Here is a 16,430-nt window from a genome sequence, read left to right as displayed (position 1 = left end):
ATCGGGCCGAGACGGGGGCTGGCTCAGCGTCCCTGCTGGTAGCGCAGCCGGTTTGGTGCCAGCGAGCACTCCTCGCCGAGCCGCAGCGCAGCGATGGCCCCGGAGTCGCGCAACTCCCGCAGGCGCGGCAGCATCCGGTCGCGCAGCTTGAACGGGTCCACGGTGTTGAGGTAGAGCTTCGTGCCCCCCTCGAAGCCTGCCACCGTCGACAACCGCCACTTCACTGTCACGTGCCACGGCATCGCCACCTCGGCGCCGGGTGGGCGATGGTGCCACTCCTCATTGCAGGCCACCTCAGCACCAGTCGCCGCATGGATCGCGTGGATGACGTCACTCATGCCGCGGATCTCGTCGTCGTCCTGCGCGAAAGGGCGTGAGGTCGCCGAGGTGGAGTAGATGTCGATGGACGGGTACCGGTGCCCGAAGCCAGCGAAGGCCACCGCATGCTCATTCTCGGCCAGCAGCAGGCCGTGGTCGGCGGCGTAGTTGACGCCCGCCTCGTTGTAGAGGTTGGGGTTGGACCGCAGCCTCGCGATGGCGGCCTCGTTGGTGCTGCCCTGTTCGTCGATGGCCACCAGTTGCTTGTGCAGGTGGTCAAACGACGCGCCCGCCGGGGCCAGCCAGTTCTGGAAGACCGCGACGTAGCGGGCATGGGGGTTGGCCTCGTACAGCCGTCCCAGGGAGTCCACGGTGAACGCGATGTAGTGCTGGTGCTCCTCAACACCCAGGGTTCCCGAGGAGGCGAGCTGCGAGGTGTCGGTGGCGCCGTCGACGAAGTGCCGGCGTCCGACGATGACGTCGTGGCAGCCGCCGAACAGTCCATCTGCGGATGCGAGGAGGGCCTGTTCGCCCAGGGCGTCCAGTGCGTCGCGGCCGCGTCCGGCGGCGCGCAGCTTGGTGGTCGCGGTCGCCAGGACGTGGGCCCGGCCCGCGGGGCTGGACAGGTAGCGGGCGCGTCGGGCCCTCACTGCCGGGGGCAGCTCGTAGCCGTAGTTCTTGGCCCAGTAGTCGTAGCTGAGGATCTCGTAGAGGTTGGGGATGCGTCGGAACTCCGCGGTCGTGGTGAACAGGTCCTCGGCGGGCAGGTCGTGCAGGATGTGCCACCCGCCGTCGCTGCGGACCACCCGGGACTTCTCCGGTGGGGTCTCCAGGTAGCGCTTGTCGCAGAAGGCGCAGTGGCGTCCCTGCTCCCGGGGGTCCAGCGGCAGCGGGACGACGGAGGTGTCGCTCAAGGGACGATGCCCCCGCCCAGGGATGGTCCAGACGTGGGTGCCGCTGAACGGGTTGCGCTGCTTGACCGTTCCATCAGCCATCACCGCGATGTAGCTGGCGAGCTCCGGGTCCAAGCCCTGCTCCTGCGGCTGCGGCGACATGCGGCAAGGCTAGTGCGCAGCGGGCCCGGCCGAGAAGGGGGTCGGTGGGGTCGTTGGGCAACTGCTTCCGCTGTGTCAGCAGGTGGGGGCGAGAAGGCGTGGGATGGGTCGTTGGGCAGCTGCTTCCGCTGTGTCAGCAGCTCGCCAACGACCTCACCGCACTGCCCGCGGGACGGCCAGGGACAGGATTTGTCCGACCCCCTCCGCACACTGGGACCAAGGTCAGTGCAGACCAGTGGAGGAACAGCCATGTTGCGTGGAATGTGGGGATTTCGGTCCGGTGAGGCACCGGTTGGCGACGCACAGGATGACGCGCTGCGTGACCACGCGCCGGGTGACGCGCCGAACGTGGGGTCGGCGGACGGGGACCACGAGCAGCGCCTCGAGGGCGGTCGCACCCACCAACCTCGGTTCGACGTGCAGGGCATCATCCTGCGCTGCCGACGGATCGCCGACCTGAGCCAGCGTGATCTGGCGGCGTTGTTGGGCGTCTGTCCCAGCACGGTGGCCCGGTGGGAGTCCGGTTCGAGGATGCCCACGGCCGACATGCTGGCCGCCATCGCCGAGATCGCGGGGTGCCGACTCGGACTGGTCGACGCCGACGACCACCCGGTCGCCACGGCCCCCAGCGAGACGTTGCGCGATCGGGGCGGGCGACGGATGCCGGCACACCTCGACGTCCACCTGTGGGACGAGGACCTGTGGGAACCCCGGCCATCCGACCGCAAGGAGGTGCGATCGATCCACGCGCCGCGCCGACTGTGCCGCGACGAGCGTCGTGCGGCGCTCACGGGCCGGGTCGTGTCACGGGCCCCGGGTTGCGTGCCGTTCCACAGCCTCGTCTGGAACCGCTGGTGCCACGACATCACCACCCCCACCGACTACATCCACTGGCGGGCCACCCAACGGGCCATGCGCGATGCCGCCCAGGCCGAAGCCCGAGCCAGGCGGGGTCCACGTCCCGAGCCCGAACCGTGTTCCTGCCCCGACGAGTGCTTCCAGAGCGACCTGTGCCTCCCTGACTGCCGGTGCCGCTGCGAGTCCTACGACTGGGACGTCGCCTGAGGTGTGGGTCGTCGCCTGAAGTTCACCCACGGTTGGCCCACGGCCACCTCAACCGACCTACGCTGCTGCTGTCCCCGTCGTCCACGTCCTGAGGATCCCGAGATGCTGCGCACATCCCTCACCGCACTGTCGGTCGTTGCCCTGCTCGCCCTCGCCGCGGTCTCCGCCCGGCCGGCGACGGCCGACGCGGCACCCGAACTGACCGTCGCCACCTTCAACGCCAGTCTGAACCGCAACGCTGCGGGTCAACTGGTCAGCGACCTGTCCACCCCCGGCAATGCCCAGGCCCGCAACGCGGCCGAGACCATCCAGCGTTCGGGCGCAGACATCATCCTGATCAACGAGTTCGACTACGTCGCCGACGGCACTGCCGCCTCCCTGTTCCGTGACAACTACCTCACGGTGTCCCAGAACGGGGCGCCGGTGGCCGACTACCCCTACTACTGGATCGCGCCCGTCAACACCGGGGTGCCCAGCGGTGCAGACCTGAACAATGACGGCACCGTGGGCGGCCCGGACGACGCCTTTGGTTTTGGCCTGTTCCCCGGCCAGTACGGCATGGTGGTCTACTCCAAATACCCGATCAAGCACGACCAGGTGCGCACCTTCCAGAACTTCCTGTGGAAGGACATGCCCGGGGCGAAGCTGCCCGACGACCCCGCCACCGGCGCCCCCGCCGACTTCTACAGCCCCGCCGAACTCGACATCTTCCGGCTCTCGTCCAAGACCCACGCCGACATCCCCATCGACGTGAACGGCACCACGCTGCACGTCCTGGCCGCCCACCCGACGCCCCCAAGCTTCGACGGACCCGAGATGCGCAACAAGCTGCGCAACCACGACGAGATCCGTATCTGGGCCGACTACATCGCCGACACCGCCGACTACCTCTACGACGACACCGGCACCACCGGCGGGCTGGACACCGACGCGAACTTCGTCATCCTGGGCGACTACAACTCCGACCCCAACGACGGGGACTCGGCGCCCGGCTCGATCCAGCAACTGCTCAACTCCCCGCAGGTGCTCGACCCGATGCCCACCTCCGAGGGCGCCGTCGAGGCCAGCAACCTGCAGGGGCTCGCCAACCTCACCCACACCAGCGACCCCAAGTACGACACGGCCGACTTCGCCGATGACCCGCGCCCCGGCAATCTGCGCGTGGACTACGTCCTTCCCAGCGCCACCAGCATGACGGTGTCGGCGGCCGGAGTGTTCTGGCCGCTGGCCGCCGACGACCTGTCGCGCTTGACCGGCCAGTTCCCGTTCCCCACCTCCGACCACCGACTGGTCTGGGCCAGGGTGGGTTTCGTGAGCGACCAGACCACCCCGGTCACCACCCCCGTCGTCACCACGACGCCGAGCCGTCCGACCCCGACCGTTCCGTCGTCGACCCCGAGCCAGACCCGACTCCGCCCACCAGCGCTGCCCAACACCGGACGCTGATCGTGGCCGGGTGAGCGTTCGACAGCCGCTGGTAGGCTTGCCTCCGATCTGTCGGGCCCTGGCGAGGACAAACATTGAATAACCTGAAGAAGGCTTTCCGCGGTCCCGTGGTGTGGATCCTGATCGCCCTGGTGCTGATCATTGCGGCGATGAACTTCGCCAGTCAGGCGACCGGTTTCAAGGACGTCCCCACCTCCGAGGCCGTGGCCATCATCAACAGTGATGACAAGCTGCAAAAGGTCGAATTGATCGACGGCGAGCAGACCATCCGGATCACCAAGGACGAGGGCCGGACCAAGGTGCAGGCCACCTGGGTCAACAACCAGGCCGACGACCTGATCACCACGCTGAACGAGCGCTACGCCGCCAAGACCCTGGACGAGTGGGTCGGCTCCAACCCCGGGCCCAGCTTCTGGTCGAGCCTGCTCTACAACTTCCTGCCGTTCTTGCTGCTCATCGTCGGCTTCTTCGTCGTCATGAACCTGATCCAGGGCGGCCAGGGCGGTGGACGGGGCGTGATGGGCTTCGGAAAGTCCCGCGCCAAGATCGCGTCCAAGGACACCCCGCAGAACACCTTCGCCGACGTCGCCGGATGCGAGGAGGCGATCGAGGAACTCCAGGAGATCAAGGAATTCCTTTCCGAGCCGGCCAAGTTCCAGCGCGTGGGCGCCAAGATCCCCAAGGGCGTGCTGCTCTACGGCCCGCCCGGCACCGGCAAGACGCTGCTGGCCCGTGCCGTGGCCGGCGAGGCCGGGGTCCCGTTCTACTCGATCTCCGGCTCGGACTTCGTCGAGATGTTCGTTGGCGTCGGCGCCAGCCGCGTGCGTGACCTGTTCGAGCAGGCCAAGGAGAATGCCCCAGCCATCGTCTTCATCGACGAGATCGACGCCGTGGGTCGCCACCGCGGCGCCGGCATGGGCGGCGGCCACGACGAACGCGAGCAGACCCTGAACCAGTTGCTGGTCGAGATGGACGGCTTCGACGTGCGCGGCGGGGTCATCCTGATCGCGGCGACCAACCGTCCCGACGTGCTGGACCCGGCCCTGCTGCGTCCGGGCCGCTTCGACCGGCAGATCTCGGTGGAGGCCCCGGACATGTCCGGCCGCGCCCAGATCCTGCGGGTGCACGCCCAGGGCAAGCCCATGTCGGACGACGTCGACCTGCACTCGGTGGCCCGCCGCACCCCCGGCTTCACCGGCGCCGACCTGGCCAACGTCCTCAATGAGGCCGCCCTGCTGACGGCGCGCCTGAACCTTCCGCTCATTGGCAACGGCGAACTGGACGAGGCCATCGACCGCGTCATCGCCGGCCCGCAGAAGCGCACCCGCCTGATGAACGAGCACGAACGTCTGGTCACCGCCTACCACGAGGGCGGCCACGCCATGGTGGCGGCGGCGATGCCCGGGGTCGACCCGGTGCAGAAGCTGACGATCCTGCCCCGCGGTCGGGCACTGGGCTACACCATGGTGATGCCCGACGAGGACAAGTACAGCCAGACCCGCGGTGAACTGCTGGGCCAGATGGCCTACATGATGGGCGGCCGGGCGGCCGAGGAACTGATCTTCCACGACCCGTCCACCGGCGCCGGCAACGACATCGAGAAGGCCACCAAGGTGGCCCGGGCAATGGTCACCCAGTACGGCTTCAGCGCCCGCATCGGCACCGTCCAACTCGGCGGCGGCGACTCCGAACCCTTCCTCGGCATGACCGGCGGCGCCGGACGCAGCCAGGAGTACTCCGACGCGACCGCGGCCATCGTCGACCAGGAGGTCGCCCAGCTGCTGGAGACCGCCCACCAGGAGGCATTCGACGTCCTGGAGGCCAACCGCGACATCCTCGACGAACTGGTCCGTGAACTGGTCGCCAAGGAGACCCTGACCAAGGCAGACGTCGCCCGCATCTTCGCCAACCTGAAGCGTTGGCCCGAGCGCGGCGGCTACACCGGGTCGGAGAACCGGGTGCCCTCGCACCTGCCGCCGGTGGAGCTGCCCGAACTGCCCGCCGAGGAGCCTGAGCCGCACCCCGCGGGTGGCCTGCAGTTGCCCCCGGGCCAGCTCGGGCACACCGGACTGCCGGGCGGCCAGGACGGCCCTCACGAGCCGTGGCAGCCGCCCCAGGAGTGGGGACCGCCGCAGCAGTACCCCGGCCAGCAGGGTGGCAACCCGTGGGGTCCGCCGCCCGGCAACCGCTGAGGGCGGGGTCCATGACCTCAGACCTCGAGCTCAACGACTTCGACCTGCCGCGCATTGAGAACGCGGTCCGCGAGATCCTGTACGCCATTGGTGAGGATCCCGACCGCGAGGGCCTCAGCGGTACCCCCGGACGGGTCGCACGCGCCTACACCGAGATCTTCGCGGGCCTGCACCACGACCCCGCCGAGGTGTTGTCCACCACCTTTGCCATTGACCACGACGAGATGGTGCTGGTGCGCGACATCGAACTGTGGAGCATGTGCGAGCACCACCTGCTGCCATTCACCGGGGTCGCCCACGTCGCCTACATTCCTGACGGGGACGGCAAGGTGACGGGGCTGTCCAAGTTGGCCCGTCTGGTCGACGTGTACTCCAAGCGTCCGCAGGTGCAGGAACGCCTCACCTCCCAGATCGCCGATGCCCTGGTCGAGCACCTCGACGTGCGTGGCTGCCTGGTCGTGGTCGAGGCCGAGCACCAGTGCATGACCATGCGTGGGGTCCGCAAGCCGGGTTCGCGCACCACCACCTCGGCCGTCCGCGGCTCGATGCGGGCCGCCGAGACGCGTGCCGAGGCGTTTGCGCTGATCAACTCCGTCAGGCGCTGAGCATGGCAGCGCCGCCACGAACCCTGGTGATGGGCATCCTCAACGTCACCCCGGACTCGTTCAGCGACGGCGGTGACCACTTCGCCCACGAGGACGCCCTTGCCCACGCCCAGCGGATGCTGGACGAGGGGGCCGACATCATTGACGTCGGGGGCGAGTCCACCCGGCCCGGGTCCACGCGTCCGTCCGAGCAGGAGGAACTGCGTCGCGTGGTTCCCGTCGTCGCGGCGCTGGCCGCGCGCGGGGTGAGCGTCTCGGTCGACACCATGCGCGCCAGCGTCGCCCGGGCCACGATCGATGAGGGCGCGGCCATCATCAACGACGTGTCCGCCGGCCTGGCCGACCCCGACATGCTGGGGGTGGTCGCCGACTCGGAGGCGAGCTACGTCGCCATGCACTGGCGTGGCCATGGTTCGGTGATGAACGAGTTGGCCCGCTATGACGACATCTCCGCCGAGGTCGACCATGAACTGCGCGGCCGCGTCGAGGCGGCCCTGGCCGCCGGCATCCCCCGCGAACGGGTGATCCTGGACCCCGGCTACGGCTTCGCCAAGGACGCCGACCAGAACTGGGCGCTGCTGGCCGACCAGGAGCGTTTCCTGGGTCTCGGCTTCCGGGTGCTGGTCGGGGTCTCGCGCAAGCGGTTCCTGGGTGACCTGCTCAGCGACGAGCGTGGTCCCCGTCCGGTGCTGCAGCGTGACGACGCCGCGGTCGCGATCACCACCCTGTGCGCCCTGCAGGGGGTGTGGGCGGTGCGCACCCACACCGTGCGCCAGCATCGTGACGCCACCGAGGTGGTGGCCCGGCTGCGGTCCCAGCAGCAGAACAGATGAGTCGGTGGGGAACTGCTGACGCTGCGTCAGCAGTCGCCCAACAACGCCGACCGCGCCCCTGACCGGCCCCGGCCAGTCCCACCCCTGGGGGTGACCCGGAGGGCTGCCACCGGCCTCCGGTAGTGTCACGAACGAACAAGCGAAAGGTCGTCGCCATGGCAGTTGAGCCCGTGTGGATCACAGTGACCGGCATTCGCGCCACTGGCTTCCACGGCGTGCTGCCCCAGGAGACCCGCGATGGCCAGGAGTTCCTGGTCGACGTGCGATGGCAGGCCCCGGTCGACCTGTCCCGCGACGAGCTGGCCGGGACGGTCAACTACGCCGAGGTCGCCGAACGCGTGGTGGGCCACATCACCGGCGAACCGCTGCAGCTCATCGAGACCCTGGCCGGTCGCATCGCCGACGACATCCTGGCGATTGACCCGGTCACTACTGTGGAGGTTGTCGTCCACAAACCCCATGCCCCCATCCCGGTGCCGTTCACCGACGTCACCATCACCGTGATCAGGAGCAAGTCATGACGTTCATCGACGTCGATACCCTCGGCAACCTTCGCCCCATCAGCAAGGTCGTCTTCAGCCTCGGCTCGAACGTGGGCGACAGCCTGGAGATCCTGCAGGCCGCCGTGACCCAGCTGGCCACCACCCCCGACGTCATCCCGGTGGATGTCTCCTCGGTGTACCTGACCGATCCGATCAGCGAGGTCGAGCAGCCCGACTTCTACAACCTGGTGCTGGTCTGCGAGACCACCCTGGAGCCGGTCACCCTGCTGGAACGCGCCTTCGCCATCGAGGAGGCCTTCGGACGCCGACGCGACGTCGAGAACGGCCCGCGCACCCTCGACATCGACCTGGTCATGGTCGGCAAGCGGGAGCGCAACACCGACGAGCTGGTGCTGCCCCACCCGCGCGCCCACGAGCGGGGCTTCGTGCTGGTGCCGTGGCTGGAGGCCGACCCGCTGGGCGAACTGCCCGGCAAGGGCAGGATCGCCGACCTGGTCCGCGACGTCGACGTGACCGGGGTGCACAAGACCGACGAGGTCATCGAGCTTCCGTGAGCCGCGTCTTCGACGACGCACCGGAACCCCCGCGCCGTCCAGCGCCGCCGCCGCAGCCGCGCCTCACACCGGCCGGTCCCGCTCTGGTGCTGCTCGGTCTGGTCCTCGGCCTGCTGCTCGGCTGGCTCACCGTCAGCCTCTTCGACCTGATCGGCGCCGTGCTGCCGGTCACCCCCTGGACCATGTCGGTGCTGCTGGTGCTGATGGCCGCGGCTGCCGCGATCGGCTCGGTGTGGCTGCGCCGCCGACTGGACGACCCGGACGGACGCACCGACTTCGAGGTGCCGCTGGCCGCCCTGGTGCTGGGCCGCAGCATGTTGTTCACCGGCCTGCTGCTGGTCGGCGGACACCTGGCCTACATCGTGGCCCAACTCGGACGACTCGAGGTGCCGCTGTACTCCGAGCGGGCGGTCGCCGGGTCAGGCGCTGCAGTGGCCGGGGCCATGTTCGCCCTGGGTGGCTACCTGCTGGAACGTGCCTGCCGGGCCGACCCTCCCCAGGACTCCGCGGACGGCGCCTGAGGGGCAATCCCTGGTGCGTTGCGGCCTGTCGCTGGCCGTGCACCGCCGCAGGCAATAGCATGGCGCCATGGCCTCCCATGCTCTTCCCCGTTCCTCCTTCCGTGAGCGCCGCGCCAGCCTGTGGCTGATGATCGCGGCCACCGTCATCGGACTCATCTGCGCCTTCGGGCCGATCTGGATGGTCCGCGCCGGACTGTTCGCCAGCATCCTGGGGGCCGCCTTCGCCGTCTGGTTCGCCTTCCGCGAGATCAGCCGGCTCGAGGTGCTGCACCGCACCGAACTGAAGGCCTCCCGTGAGGCGGCCTCGCTGGCTGCCCATGCCCACCACGTCGAGTCGATGGACATGATCGACACCTTCACCAGCCGCTACCGGGCCCATGGTGAGCAACTCGCCGCCCTGCGCGGCGACCTGTCCGCTCGCCAGCTGGAACTGTCCACCCTGCGCGGCAACCTCGTCTCGGTGCGTTCCGAGAGCGACCGCCGCGGTGTGCGCATCAGCGAGCTCGAGCAGCAGTTGGCGGCCCGCCAGGCCGAGTTCGAGGCACTGGAAGCCGCCATGGCAGAGCTTGGCCGCACCGACGCGCAGGTGGTCACCCTGCCGCGCCGCACCGCGGCCCGCACCATCATGAACGGCGGCATCCCGACGGCTGCCGAATTGTGGAGTGACGGCAACCACCCCACCATCGTCGACCTGGCCCAGCTCAAGATGCCTTTCCTGGACCAGCGCAAGCAGGCCTGAACCTTTCCGGAGATCCTCCCCGAGCATGGACCACCATCGACCCCGCCGCGTGCGGGGTCGATGTGCGTGCCGGCACTACTTGTCCAGGTCGCCGATCGTGTAGCCCAACGAGGCGATCACCGCCGGGGCCCATTGCTCGGGCACACCCACGAGCACCTGTTGCAGGGCATTCATCTGGGCGAAGGTGGGCGTGCGCAGTTTGAAGCGCCACGGCGTGGTGGCCCCGCGCGAGACCACGTGAATGCCGGCCACCCCGAGCGGTGCCTCTATGGCCAACCATGTTTCCGCGTCGGGAAGCTTGATGATGCGCGACAGCTTGGTGTTGATGGGTGAATTAACATGGGCCACGGCGGTGCTGCACTGGCGAATGCAGTCGACGGAATTCCATATTTCATATGCCAGCCATTGGAATCGCGCGGTCGCGTCACCGGTTCGTCCGGGAATGGTCCGAGTGGCCCATTGGACGTTCGGATAAGCGAGATATCCCGGCTTTCGGCGCAGGTCCACGTCCAGTCCACTGGCCCGGGCGGCCGGCCCGGAAACCCCGAATGCGCGAACCTGTCGGTCCGACATTGTCCCCAGCCCCGGTGGCAGCCCCAGCCCAGCCGTCCAGGCCTCTATTCGCAGCTCCTCGACCGTCTTGAGCCACCGGGCCAACCGGTCCCACCAGGCGGCGTTGGCGTCGACGGACAGGCCACCGAGCCGGTTGAGCATGGGGTGCAGTCGATTCCCGCTCAAGGCGAGCATCAGTTCCCGCCCCTCGTCGCGGACGCCGCGCAACTGGGCCGCCAGATCGGCATCGGCCAGGGCATGCGGAACCCAACTCAAAAAGGCCAGATGCGAACCGATCCGGGCCACCTCCGCGAGCAGCGTGCGCAACCACACGGCCCGCGGGGGAGCGCTGAGGCCCAACAACTGCTCGCACGCCAGCGCGGCCACCAGTTCGCCGCTGAACGGCGCCTGCCAGTCGTGGCGGTCGGCCAACATCAACACCTGCCGGTAGTCGCGCACCTCGAACAACTTCTCGGCGCCGCGGTGCAGGAATCCGGGTTGAATGGCGGCTCGGGTGATCCGACGCTGGTCGTCGAGCTCAACCCGCAGCCCCACCAGGCCGGCCCGTGAGGGATGTTGGGGACCCAGATCAATCACGCGTTCGACGCCGGCATCCGCGGCGGTGCCGGGGGGCAGGGCGCCGAGCCACCATTGTTCGATAGGGGTCACCCCACCAGACTGCCGCAGATCGCCCGCACCTGCATCCCGGGCCGATGGTGCCGCGCTGATGGCACCGGCACCTTTTGCAGATGGCGGCACAGCCAGTATGTTTTTATCTATTGCAACCAAATAACTCACGCGAGTTGTAGTCAGGACCCCGGCCGGGGTACAGAATGTACGTTGACGAAGAGGGCCACTGGCGAGTGGCCCACGGATCGGCCTCGGCCGGTCCTCAATGAGGGGGATTCACATGGTACAGCGCACGATTCTGGTGATCGAGGATGACCTCGATGGCGGCGACGCGGTCGAGACCGTGTCATTTGCCCTCGATGGCGTCTCCTACGACATCGACCTGAATGAGGCCAATGCTGCCAAGCTGCGCGATTCGCTGGCGGTGTGGATCGGTCACGCACGCCGCACGGGTGGGCGCAGTCGTACCGGCAGCGCCACCAACGGCGCTCGTCGGGGCCGCGGCAGGCGTTCCCAGGGGGCCGACATTCGCGCCTGGGCACAGAGCCAGGGGATGAAGGTCTCCGAGCGTGGTCGCGTCTCCAAGGAGGTCGTCGAGGCCTACGAGGCCGCGCACGCCTGATCATGGTGGGGTGTTGCCCCATCCCGCGCAGGCACACTGCGTCGCTGACGTCCGCCCCGGACCACTGGACCGGGGCGGACGTTTCGTGTCACCGCCGTGCGCGAGGATGGCCTGAGGCAGGCATCCGCTGCCAGCGAACCGCTGGAAGGTGAATGCGGTTGGCGTCGTTACTAGACTGGTGACACTTGCTACCGGGATCATCAAGGACCCCGGTGGCTCCAGACGACATGGATCGTTCGGCTCACGGCCTGTGGGAAGTGCGATGGAGGAGACCATATGTTCGAGCGGTTCACTGACCGGGCCCGACGCGTCGTCGTGCTCGCGCAGGACGAAGCCAAGATGCTCAACCACAACTACATTGGCACCGAGCACATCTTGTTGGGACTCATCCACGAGGGCGAGGGCGTCGCTGCCAAGGCCCTGGAGCAGATGGGGATTTCCCTGGAGGCTGTGCGCGAGCAGGTGGAAGAGGTGATCGGCCACGGCCAGACCGTGCCGACCGGCCACATCCCCTTCACCCCGCGCGCCAAGAAGGTGCTGGAACTCTCGCTGCGCGAAGCGCTGCAGATGAATCATTCCTACATCGGCACCGAGCACATCCTGCTCGGACTCATCCGTGAGGGCGAGGGCGTCGCCGCCTCCGTCCTGATCAAGCTCGGCGCCGACCTCAACCGGGTCCGCAACACCGTCCTGCAGCTGCTCAGCGGCTACCAGGGCAAGGAGCCCTCGACCGCTGGTGCCCCCGAGGGCAGCGCCGCGCCCCAGTCGGGTACCGTGCTCGACCAGTTCGGACGCAACCTGACCCAGGCCGCCCGCGAGAACAAGCTCGACCCGGTGATCGGGCGCGAGAAGGAGATCGAGCGGGTGATGACGGTGCTGAGCCGTCGCACCAAGAACAACCCGGTGCTGATCGGTGAGCCCGGCGTCGGCAAGACCGCCGTCGTGGAGGGCCTGGCCCAGGGCATCGTCCGCGGCGACGTCCCCGAGACCCTGCGCGACAAGCAGATCTACACCCTCGACCTGGGTGCCCTGGTCGCCGGTTCCCGCTACCGCGGTGACTTTGAGGAGCGACTGAAGAAGGTCCTCAAGGAGATCAAGCAGCGCGGCGACATCATGCTGTTCATCGACGAGATCCACACCTTGGTCGGTGCCGGTGCCGCCGAGGGTGCCATCGACGCGGCCTCGATCCTCAAGCCGATGCTGGCGCGTGGCGAACTGCAGACCATCGGGGCGACCACCCTGGACGAGTACCGCAAGAACATCGAGAAGGACGCCGCCCTCGAGCGGCGCTTCCAGCCGATCCAGGTCGCCGAGCCGTCGATCTCGCTGACCATCGACATCCTCAAGGGCCTGCGCGACCGTTACGAGGCCCACCACCGCATCACCATCACCGATGAGGCCCTGACCGCGGCCGCCAACCTGGCCGACCGCTACATCCAGGACCGCTTCCTGCCCGACAAGGCCATCGACCTGATCGACGAGGCCGGCGCCCGGCTCCGCATCAAGCGGATGACCGCCCCGCCGGACCTGCGCGAGTTCGACGAGCGGATCTCTGCGGTCCGGTTGGAGAAGGAAGCCGCGATTGACGCCCAGGACTTCGAGCGGGCCGCCGGACTGCGTGACGACGAGCAGAAGCTGCTCGCCGAACGTGCCGGCAAGGAGGCCGAGTGGCGTGCAGGGGACACCACGACCGCCGCGCAGGTGGGCGAGGAGGAGATTGCCGAGGTGCTGTCCAGCTCCACCGGCATCCCCGTCTTCAAGCTCACCGAGGAGGAGTCGGCTCGTCTGCTGCGCATGGAGGACGAGATCGGCAAGCGCATCATCGGGCAGCGTGACGGCGTCAAGGCGTTGTCGCGGTCGATCCGCCGCACCCGCGCAGGCCTCAAGGACCCCAAGCGTCCCGGCGGCTCGTTCATCTTCGCCGGCCCCTCGGGTGTCGGCAAGACCGAGCTGACCAAGGCGCTGACCGAGTTCCTGTTCGGTGACGAGGACGCCCTGATCACCCTGGACATGTCGGAGTACTCCGAGAAGCACACCGCCTCGCGGATGTTCGGCTCGCCCCCCGGCTACGTCGGCTACGAAGAGGGTGGCCAGTTGACGGAGAAGGTGCGCCGCAAGCCGTTCAGCGTGATCCTGTTCGACGAGGTCGAGAAGGCCCACCCGGACATCTTCAACTCGCTGCTGCAGATCCTGGACGAGGGTCGACTCACCGATGCCCAGGGTCGCGTGGTCGACTTCAAGAACACGGTGATCGTGATGACCACGAACCTGGGTTCACGGGACATCGCGAAGGGCTCGAGCCTGGGCTTCAGCCGCACCGGCGACGAGGCGTCCAGCTACGAGAATATGAAGGCGAAGGTGGCTGACGAACTCAAGCAGCACTTCCGTCCCGAGTTCCTCAACCGCGTCGACGAGATCGTGGTCTTCCATCAGCTCACCCAGGCCGAGATCGAGCAGATCGTCGACCTGATGGTCGCCCAGCTCGAGGCGCGCCTGCGCGACAAGGACATGGGGATCGAGTTGACCGCCGCCGCCAAGGCGTTGGTGGCCAAGCGCGGCTACGATCCGGTGCTGGGCGCCCGACCGCTGCGTCGTGCCTTGCAGCGTGACATTGAGGACGTGCTGGCGGAGAAGATCCTGTTCGGGGAGCTCAAGGCTGGCGAGGTCGTCCTGGTCGACGTCGCCGAGGCGGGGGCGGAGCACCCGTTCACGTTCACCGGCAACGCCAAGTCGGAGGTGCCCGACGACCCGGCAGCCCTGGCCAGCTTGGGCGGCGCCGCCCCCATTGAGGGGTCGGTCGAGCGCGAGGGCTGAGCAGCACCACCCGGTCACACCACAGACGGCGTCGAGTTCACTCGGCGCCGTCTGTGCATGTCCGGACGAATGCTGCCGGGCGCGGACGAGTGCTGCCGGGCGCGGACGAGTGCTGCCGGGGGAGGAGTGCTGATGGACGCGGACGGCGGCGGCGGGGGGCGGAAGCGCGCAGCTGCAGTGACGCACCTCACCGTTTCGGCCCCCGCAGGTCGCTGGCGTGGGCACTGTGGGCGGAACAGATTTCCCGTGATGCAAGGAGGCATCCATGCAGTTCGAAAGCGGTTCCCCCTTTGACCGCAGGACCCTGCTGAAGCTGGGCAGCGGCGCCACCGTGATGGGTGCGGCATTCGTCGCCGGCATCACCACCTCGGTGCCGGCCCGCGCCGAGACCTCGGGCGGTGACGACGGGCCACGGCCGGTGCGCCAGTTCCGGGCCCTGTGGATCGCCTCGGTGGTCAACATTGACTGGCCCTCGCGCACCGGGTTGGACGTGGCCGTCCAGCAGGCCGAGTTCGAGGCCTGGCTCGACCTGGCCGACGAGCTGAACCTGAACGCGGTCATCTCGCAGGTGCGTCCCACAGCCGACGCCTTTTGGCCCTCACCGTACGAGCCGTGGTCGCGCTACCTGACCGGCAGCCAGGGTGTCGACCCGGGCTACGACGTGCTGGGCTTCCAAGTGGAGGCAGCGCATCGCCGCAACCTGGAGTACCACGCCTGGTTCAACCCCTACCGGGTCTCGATGCAGACCAACCAGGCCGACCTGGTGGCCGACCACCCGGCCAAGCAGCACCCGGACTGGGTGTGGGCCTACGGCGGCAAGCTCTACTACGACCCGGGCATCCCGGCGGTGCGCCAGTTCGTCGAGGACGCCATGATGCACGCCGTGGAGCACTACGACATCGACGCGGTGCACTTCGACGACTACTTCTATCCCTACCCGTCGGGCGGGCTGGACTACCCCGACGCCCACACCTACGCCACCTACGGTGGTGGCGTCCCGTTGGCCGACTGGCGCCGGGACAACATCAACGCGCTGGTGCGCGAGATGCGCGAACGCATCCAGGCGGTCAAGCCGTGGGTGAAGTTCGGCATCAGCCCGTTCGGCATCTGGCGCAACCGGCGCACCGATCCGCGGGGGTCGGACACCGGCGGCACCGAGTCGTACTCGGCGATCAGCGCCGACAGCTACCAGTGGGTCAAGCAGGGCTGGGTCGACTACATCAACCCGCAGATCTACTGGCAGATCGGGTTGACGGTGGCCGACTACGCCAAGCTGGTGCCGTGGTGGGCCGGCGTGGTCGAGGGCACCGACGTGGCGCTCTACATCGGCCAGGCGGTGTACAAGAACACCTCGGGGGTCTTCACCGACCCGCAGGAGCTGTCGAAGCACCTGGAGTTCAACAAGGACTACCCGCAGGTCGACGGCGACGTGTTCTTCAGCGCCAAGGACGTCCGCGCCGACGTCAAGAACGCGGTGTCGATCATGGTCGCCGACCACTACCAGTCGCCGGCGCTGGTGCCGGTCATCGAGCACCTGGGTGGTCGGGCCCCGCAGGCGCCGGTCGGGGTCAGCGTCGTCCGGTCGGGGTCGGGCGTGACGGTGCGGTGGAACAAGTTGCCGCACTCGCATGCGACCAGTTTCGCCGTGTGGACGGTGTCGGGGCCTGACTTCGCCGCCGCCGAACTGCAGGACGCCCGCCACCTGCTGGTGACGGTGCGTGCCCGGGATGGTGTGCGTCAGTCGGTCGACCTGCCCGAGGCGGATGCCGACGGCTGGTACGTGGTGACGGCCTACGACAGGCTCTGGCACCAGAGCGCGCCGAGCGGGGCGGCACACGTCGACTGAGGAGGCGCCGCTGAGCCGCTGGGCATCTGCTGACGCAGCGTCAGCAGATGCCCGGGGCCGGTCGCCGACCAGCCTCCGCGTGCTGCGTGTGGGTCTGCTGACGCAGCGTCAGCAGTTGACCACGCCGCTTAGGGT

The 16,430-nt window shown here is 68.4% G+C and carries 14 protein-coding genes; 12 read left to right on the top strand and 2 right to left on the bottom strand.

Going from position 1 to position 16,430, the window contains the following annotated elements; all coding sequences use genetic code 11:
- Positions 1-23: 23 nt before the first annotated feature.
- Positions 24-1,373: a DUF4921 family protein gene (locus IPV09_RS07980; RefSeq protein WP_242681379.1), complete on the bottom strand. Its 1,350-nt coding sequence runs from the start codon at positions 1,371-1,373 to the stop codon at positions 24-26.
- 249 nt (positions 1,374-1,622) lie between these two features.
- Here IPV09_RS07980 and IPV09_RS07975 point away from each other — a divergent pair, with 249 nt between their 5' ends.
- The 9 genes from IPV09_RS07975 to IPV09_RS07935 all read left to right on the top strand — a co-directional run bounded on the left by IPV09_RS07975 (position 1,623) and on the right by IPV09_RS07935 (position 9,831).
- Complete coding sequence (locus IPV09_RS07975; RefSeq protein ID WP_207474718.1) at positions 1,623-2,438, top strand: helix-turn-helix domain-containing protein; 816 nt, start codon at positions 1,623-1,625, stop codon at positions 2,436-2,438.
- Positions 2,439-2,540: 102 nt separating this feature from the next.
- Positions 2,541-3,884 carry an endonuclease/exonuclease/phosphatase family protein gene (locus IPV09_RS07970; protein ID WP_207474717.1) on the top strand — a complete coding sequence of 448 codons (1,344 nt, stop codon included), beginning with the start codon at positions 2,541-2,543 and terminating at the stop codon, positions 3,882-3,884.
- A gap of 74 nt (positions 3,885-3,958) precedes the next feature.
- Positions 3,959-6,076 (top strand): ATP-dependent zinc metalloprotease FtsH, encoded by a 2,118-nt coding sequence (gene ftsH / locus IPV09_RS07965; protein ID WP_207474716.1) that lies wholly within the window; start codon positions 3,959-3,961, stop codon positions 6,074-6,076.
- Between the two features lie 11 nt (positions 6,077-6,087).
- Positions 6,088-6,681 carry a GTP cyclohydrolase I FolE gene (gene folE / locus IPV09_RS07960; RefSeq protein ID WP_207474715.1) on the top strand — a complete coding sequence of 198 codons (594 nt, stop codon included), beginning with the start codon at positions 6,088-6,090 and terminating at the stop codon, positions 6,679-6,681.
- Between the two features lie 2 nt (positions 6,682-6,683).
- The gene (gene folP / locus IPV09_RS07955) at positions 6,684-7,514 is read left to right on the top strand and encodes a dihydropteroate synthase (RefSeq protein WP_207474714.1); all 831 of its coding nucleotides are present in this window, start codon (positions 6,684-6,686) and stop codon (positions 7,512-7,514) included.
- A 155-nt stretch (positions 7,515-7,669) separates the two neighbouring features.
- Complete coding sequence (folB, locus tag IPV09_RS07950; protein WP_207474713.1) at positions 7,670-8,035, top strand: dihydroneopterin aldolase; 366 nt, start codon at positions 7,670-7,672, stop codon at positions 8,033-8,035.
- On the top strand, positions 8,032-8,571 hold the full coding sequence (folK, locus tag IPV09_RS07945; protein WP_207474712.1) for a 2-amino-4-hydroxy-6-hydroxymethyldihydropteridine diphosphokinase: 540 nt from the start codon (positions 8,032-8,034) through the stop codon (positions 8,569-8,571). The genes folB and folK overlap by 4 nt, the downstream gene beginning before the upstream one ends.
- Positions 8,568-9,092, top strand: coding sequence for a DUF3180 domain-containing protein (locus IPV09_RS07940; protein ID WP_207474711.1), 525 nt, complete (start codon positions 8,568-8,570; stop codon positions 9,090-9,092). The genes folK and IPV09_RS07940 overlap by 4 nt, the downstream gene beginning before the upstream one ends.
- A 67-nt stretch (positions 9,093-9,159) precedes the next feature.
- Entirely contained in the window at positions 9,160-9,831 is a 672-nt protein-coding gene (locus tag IPV09_RS07935; protein WP_207474710.1) for a hypothetical protein, read from the top strand.
- 75 nt (positions 9,832-9,906) lie between these two features.
- Here IPV09_RS07935 and IPV09_RS14220 read toward each other — a convergent pair whose 3' ends face one another.
- Positions 9,907-11,052, bottom strand: coding sequence for an NADH-quinone oxidoreductase subunit D (locus IPV09_RS14220; protein ID WP_207474709.1), 1,146 nt, complete (start codon positions 11,050-11,052; stop codon positions 9,907-9,909).
- 241 nt (positions 11,053-11,293) lie between these two features.
- Here IPV09_RS14220 and IPV09_RS07925 point away from each other — a divergent pair, with 241 nt between their 5' ends.
- The 3 genes from IPV09_RS07925 (at position 11,294) to IPV09_RS07915 (ending at position 16,295) form a co-directional block, all read left to right on the top strand.
- A complete protein-coding gene (locus IPV09_RS07925; protein ID WP_207474708.1) occupies positions 11,294-11,635 on the top strand; it encodes an Lsr2 family protein in 342 nt (113 codons plus the stop codon).
- Positions 11,636-11,911: 276 nt separating this feature from the next.
- A complete protein-coding gene (locus IPV09_RS07920) occupies positions 11,912-14,449 on the top strand; it encodes an ATP-dependent Clp protease ATP-binding subunit (RefSeq protein ID WP_207474707.1) in 2,538 nt (845 codons plus the stop codon).
- Between the two features lie 265 nt (positions 14,450-14,714).
- On the top strand, positions 14,715-16,295 hold the full coding sequence (locus tag IPV09_RS07915; protein WP_207474706.1) for a glycoside hydrolase family 10 protein: 1,581 nt from the start codon (positions 14,715-14,717) through the stop codon (positions 16,293-16,295).
- Positions 16,296-16,430 lie beyond the last annotated feature (135 nt).

Origin of the sequence: Tessaracoccus sp. SD287 (assembly GCF_017355265.1) — a bacterium.
In the GTDB taxonomy this organism is placed as follows: Bacteria; Actinomycetota; Actinomycetes; order Propionibacteriales; family Propionibacteriaceae; genus Aestuariimicrobium.
Note: the sequence above shows the minus strand (reverse complement) of the source record. Positions and strands in the feature narration are given on the sequence as shown.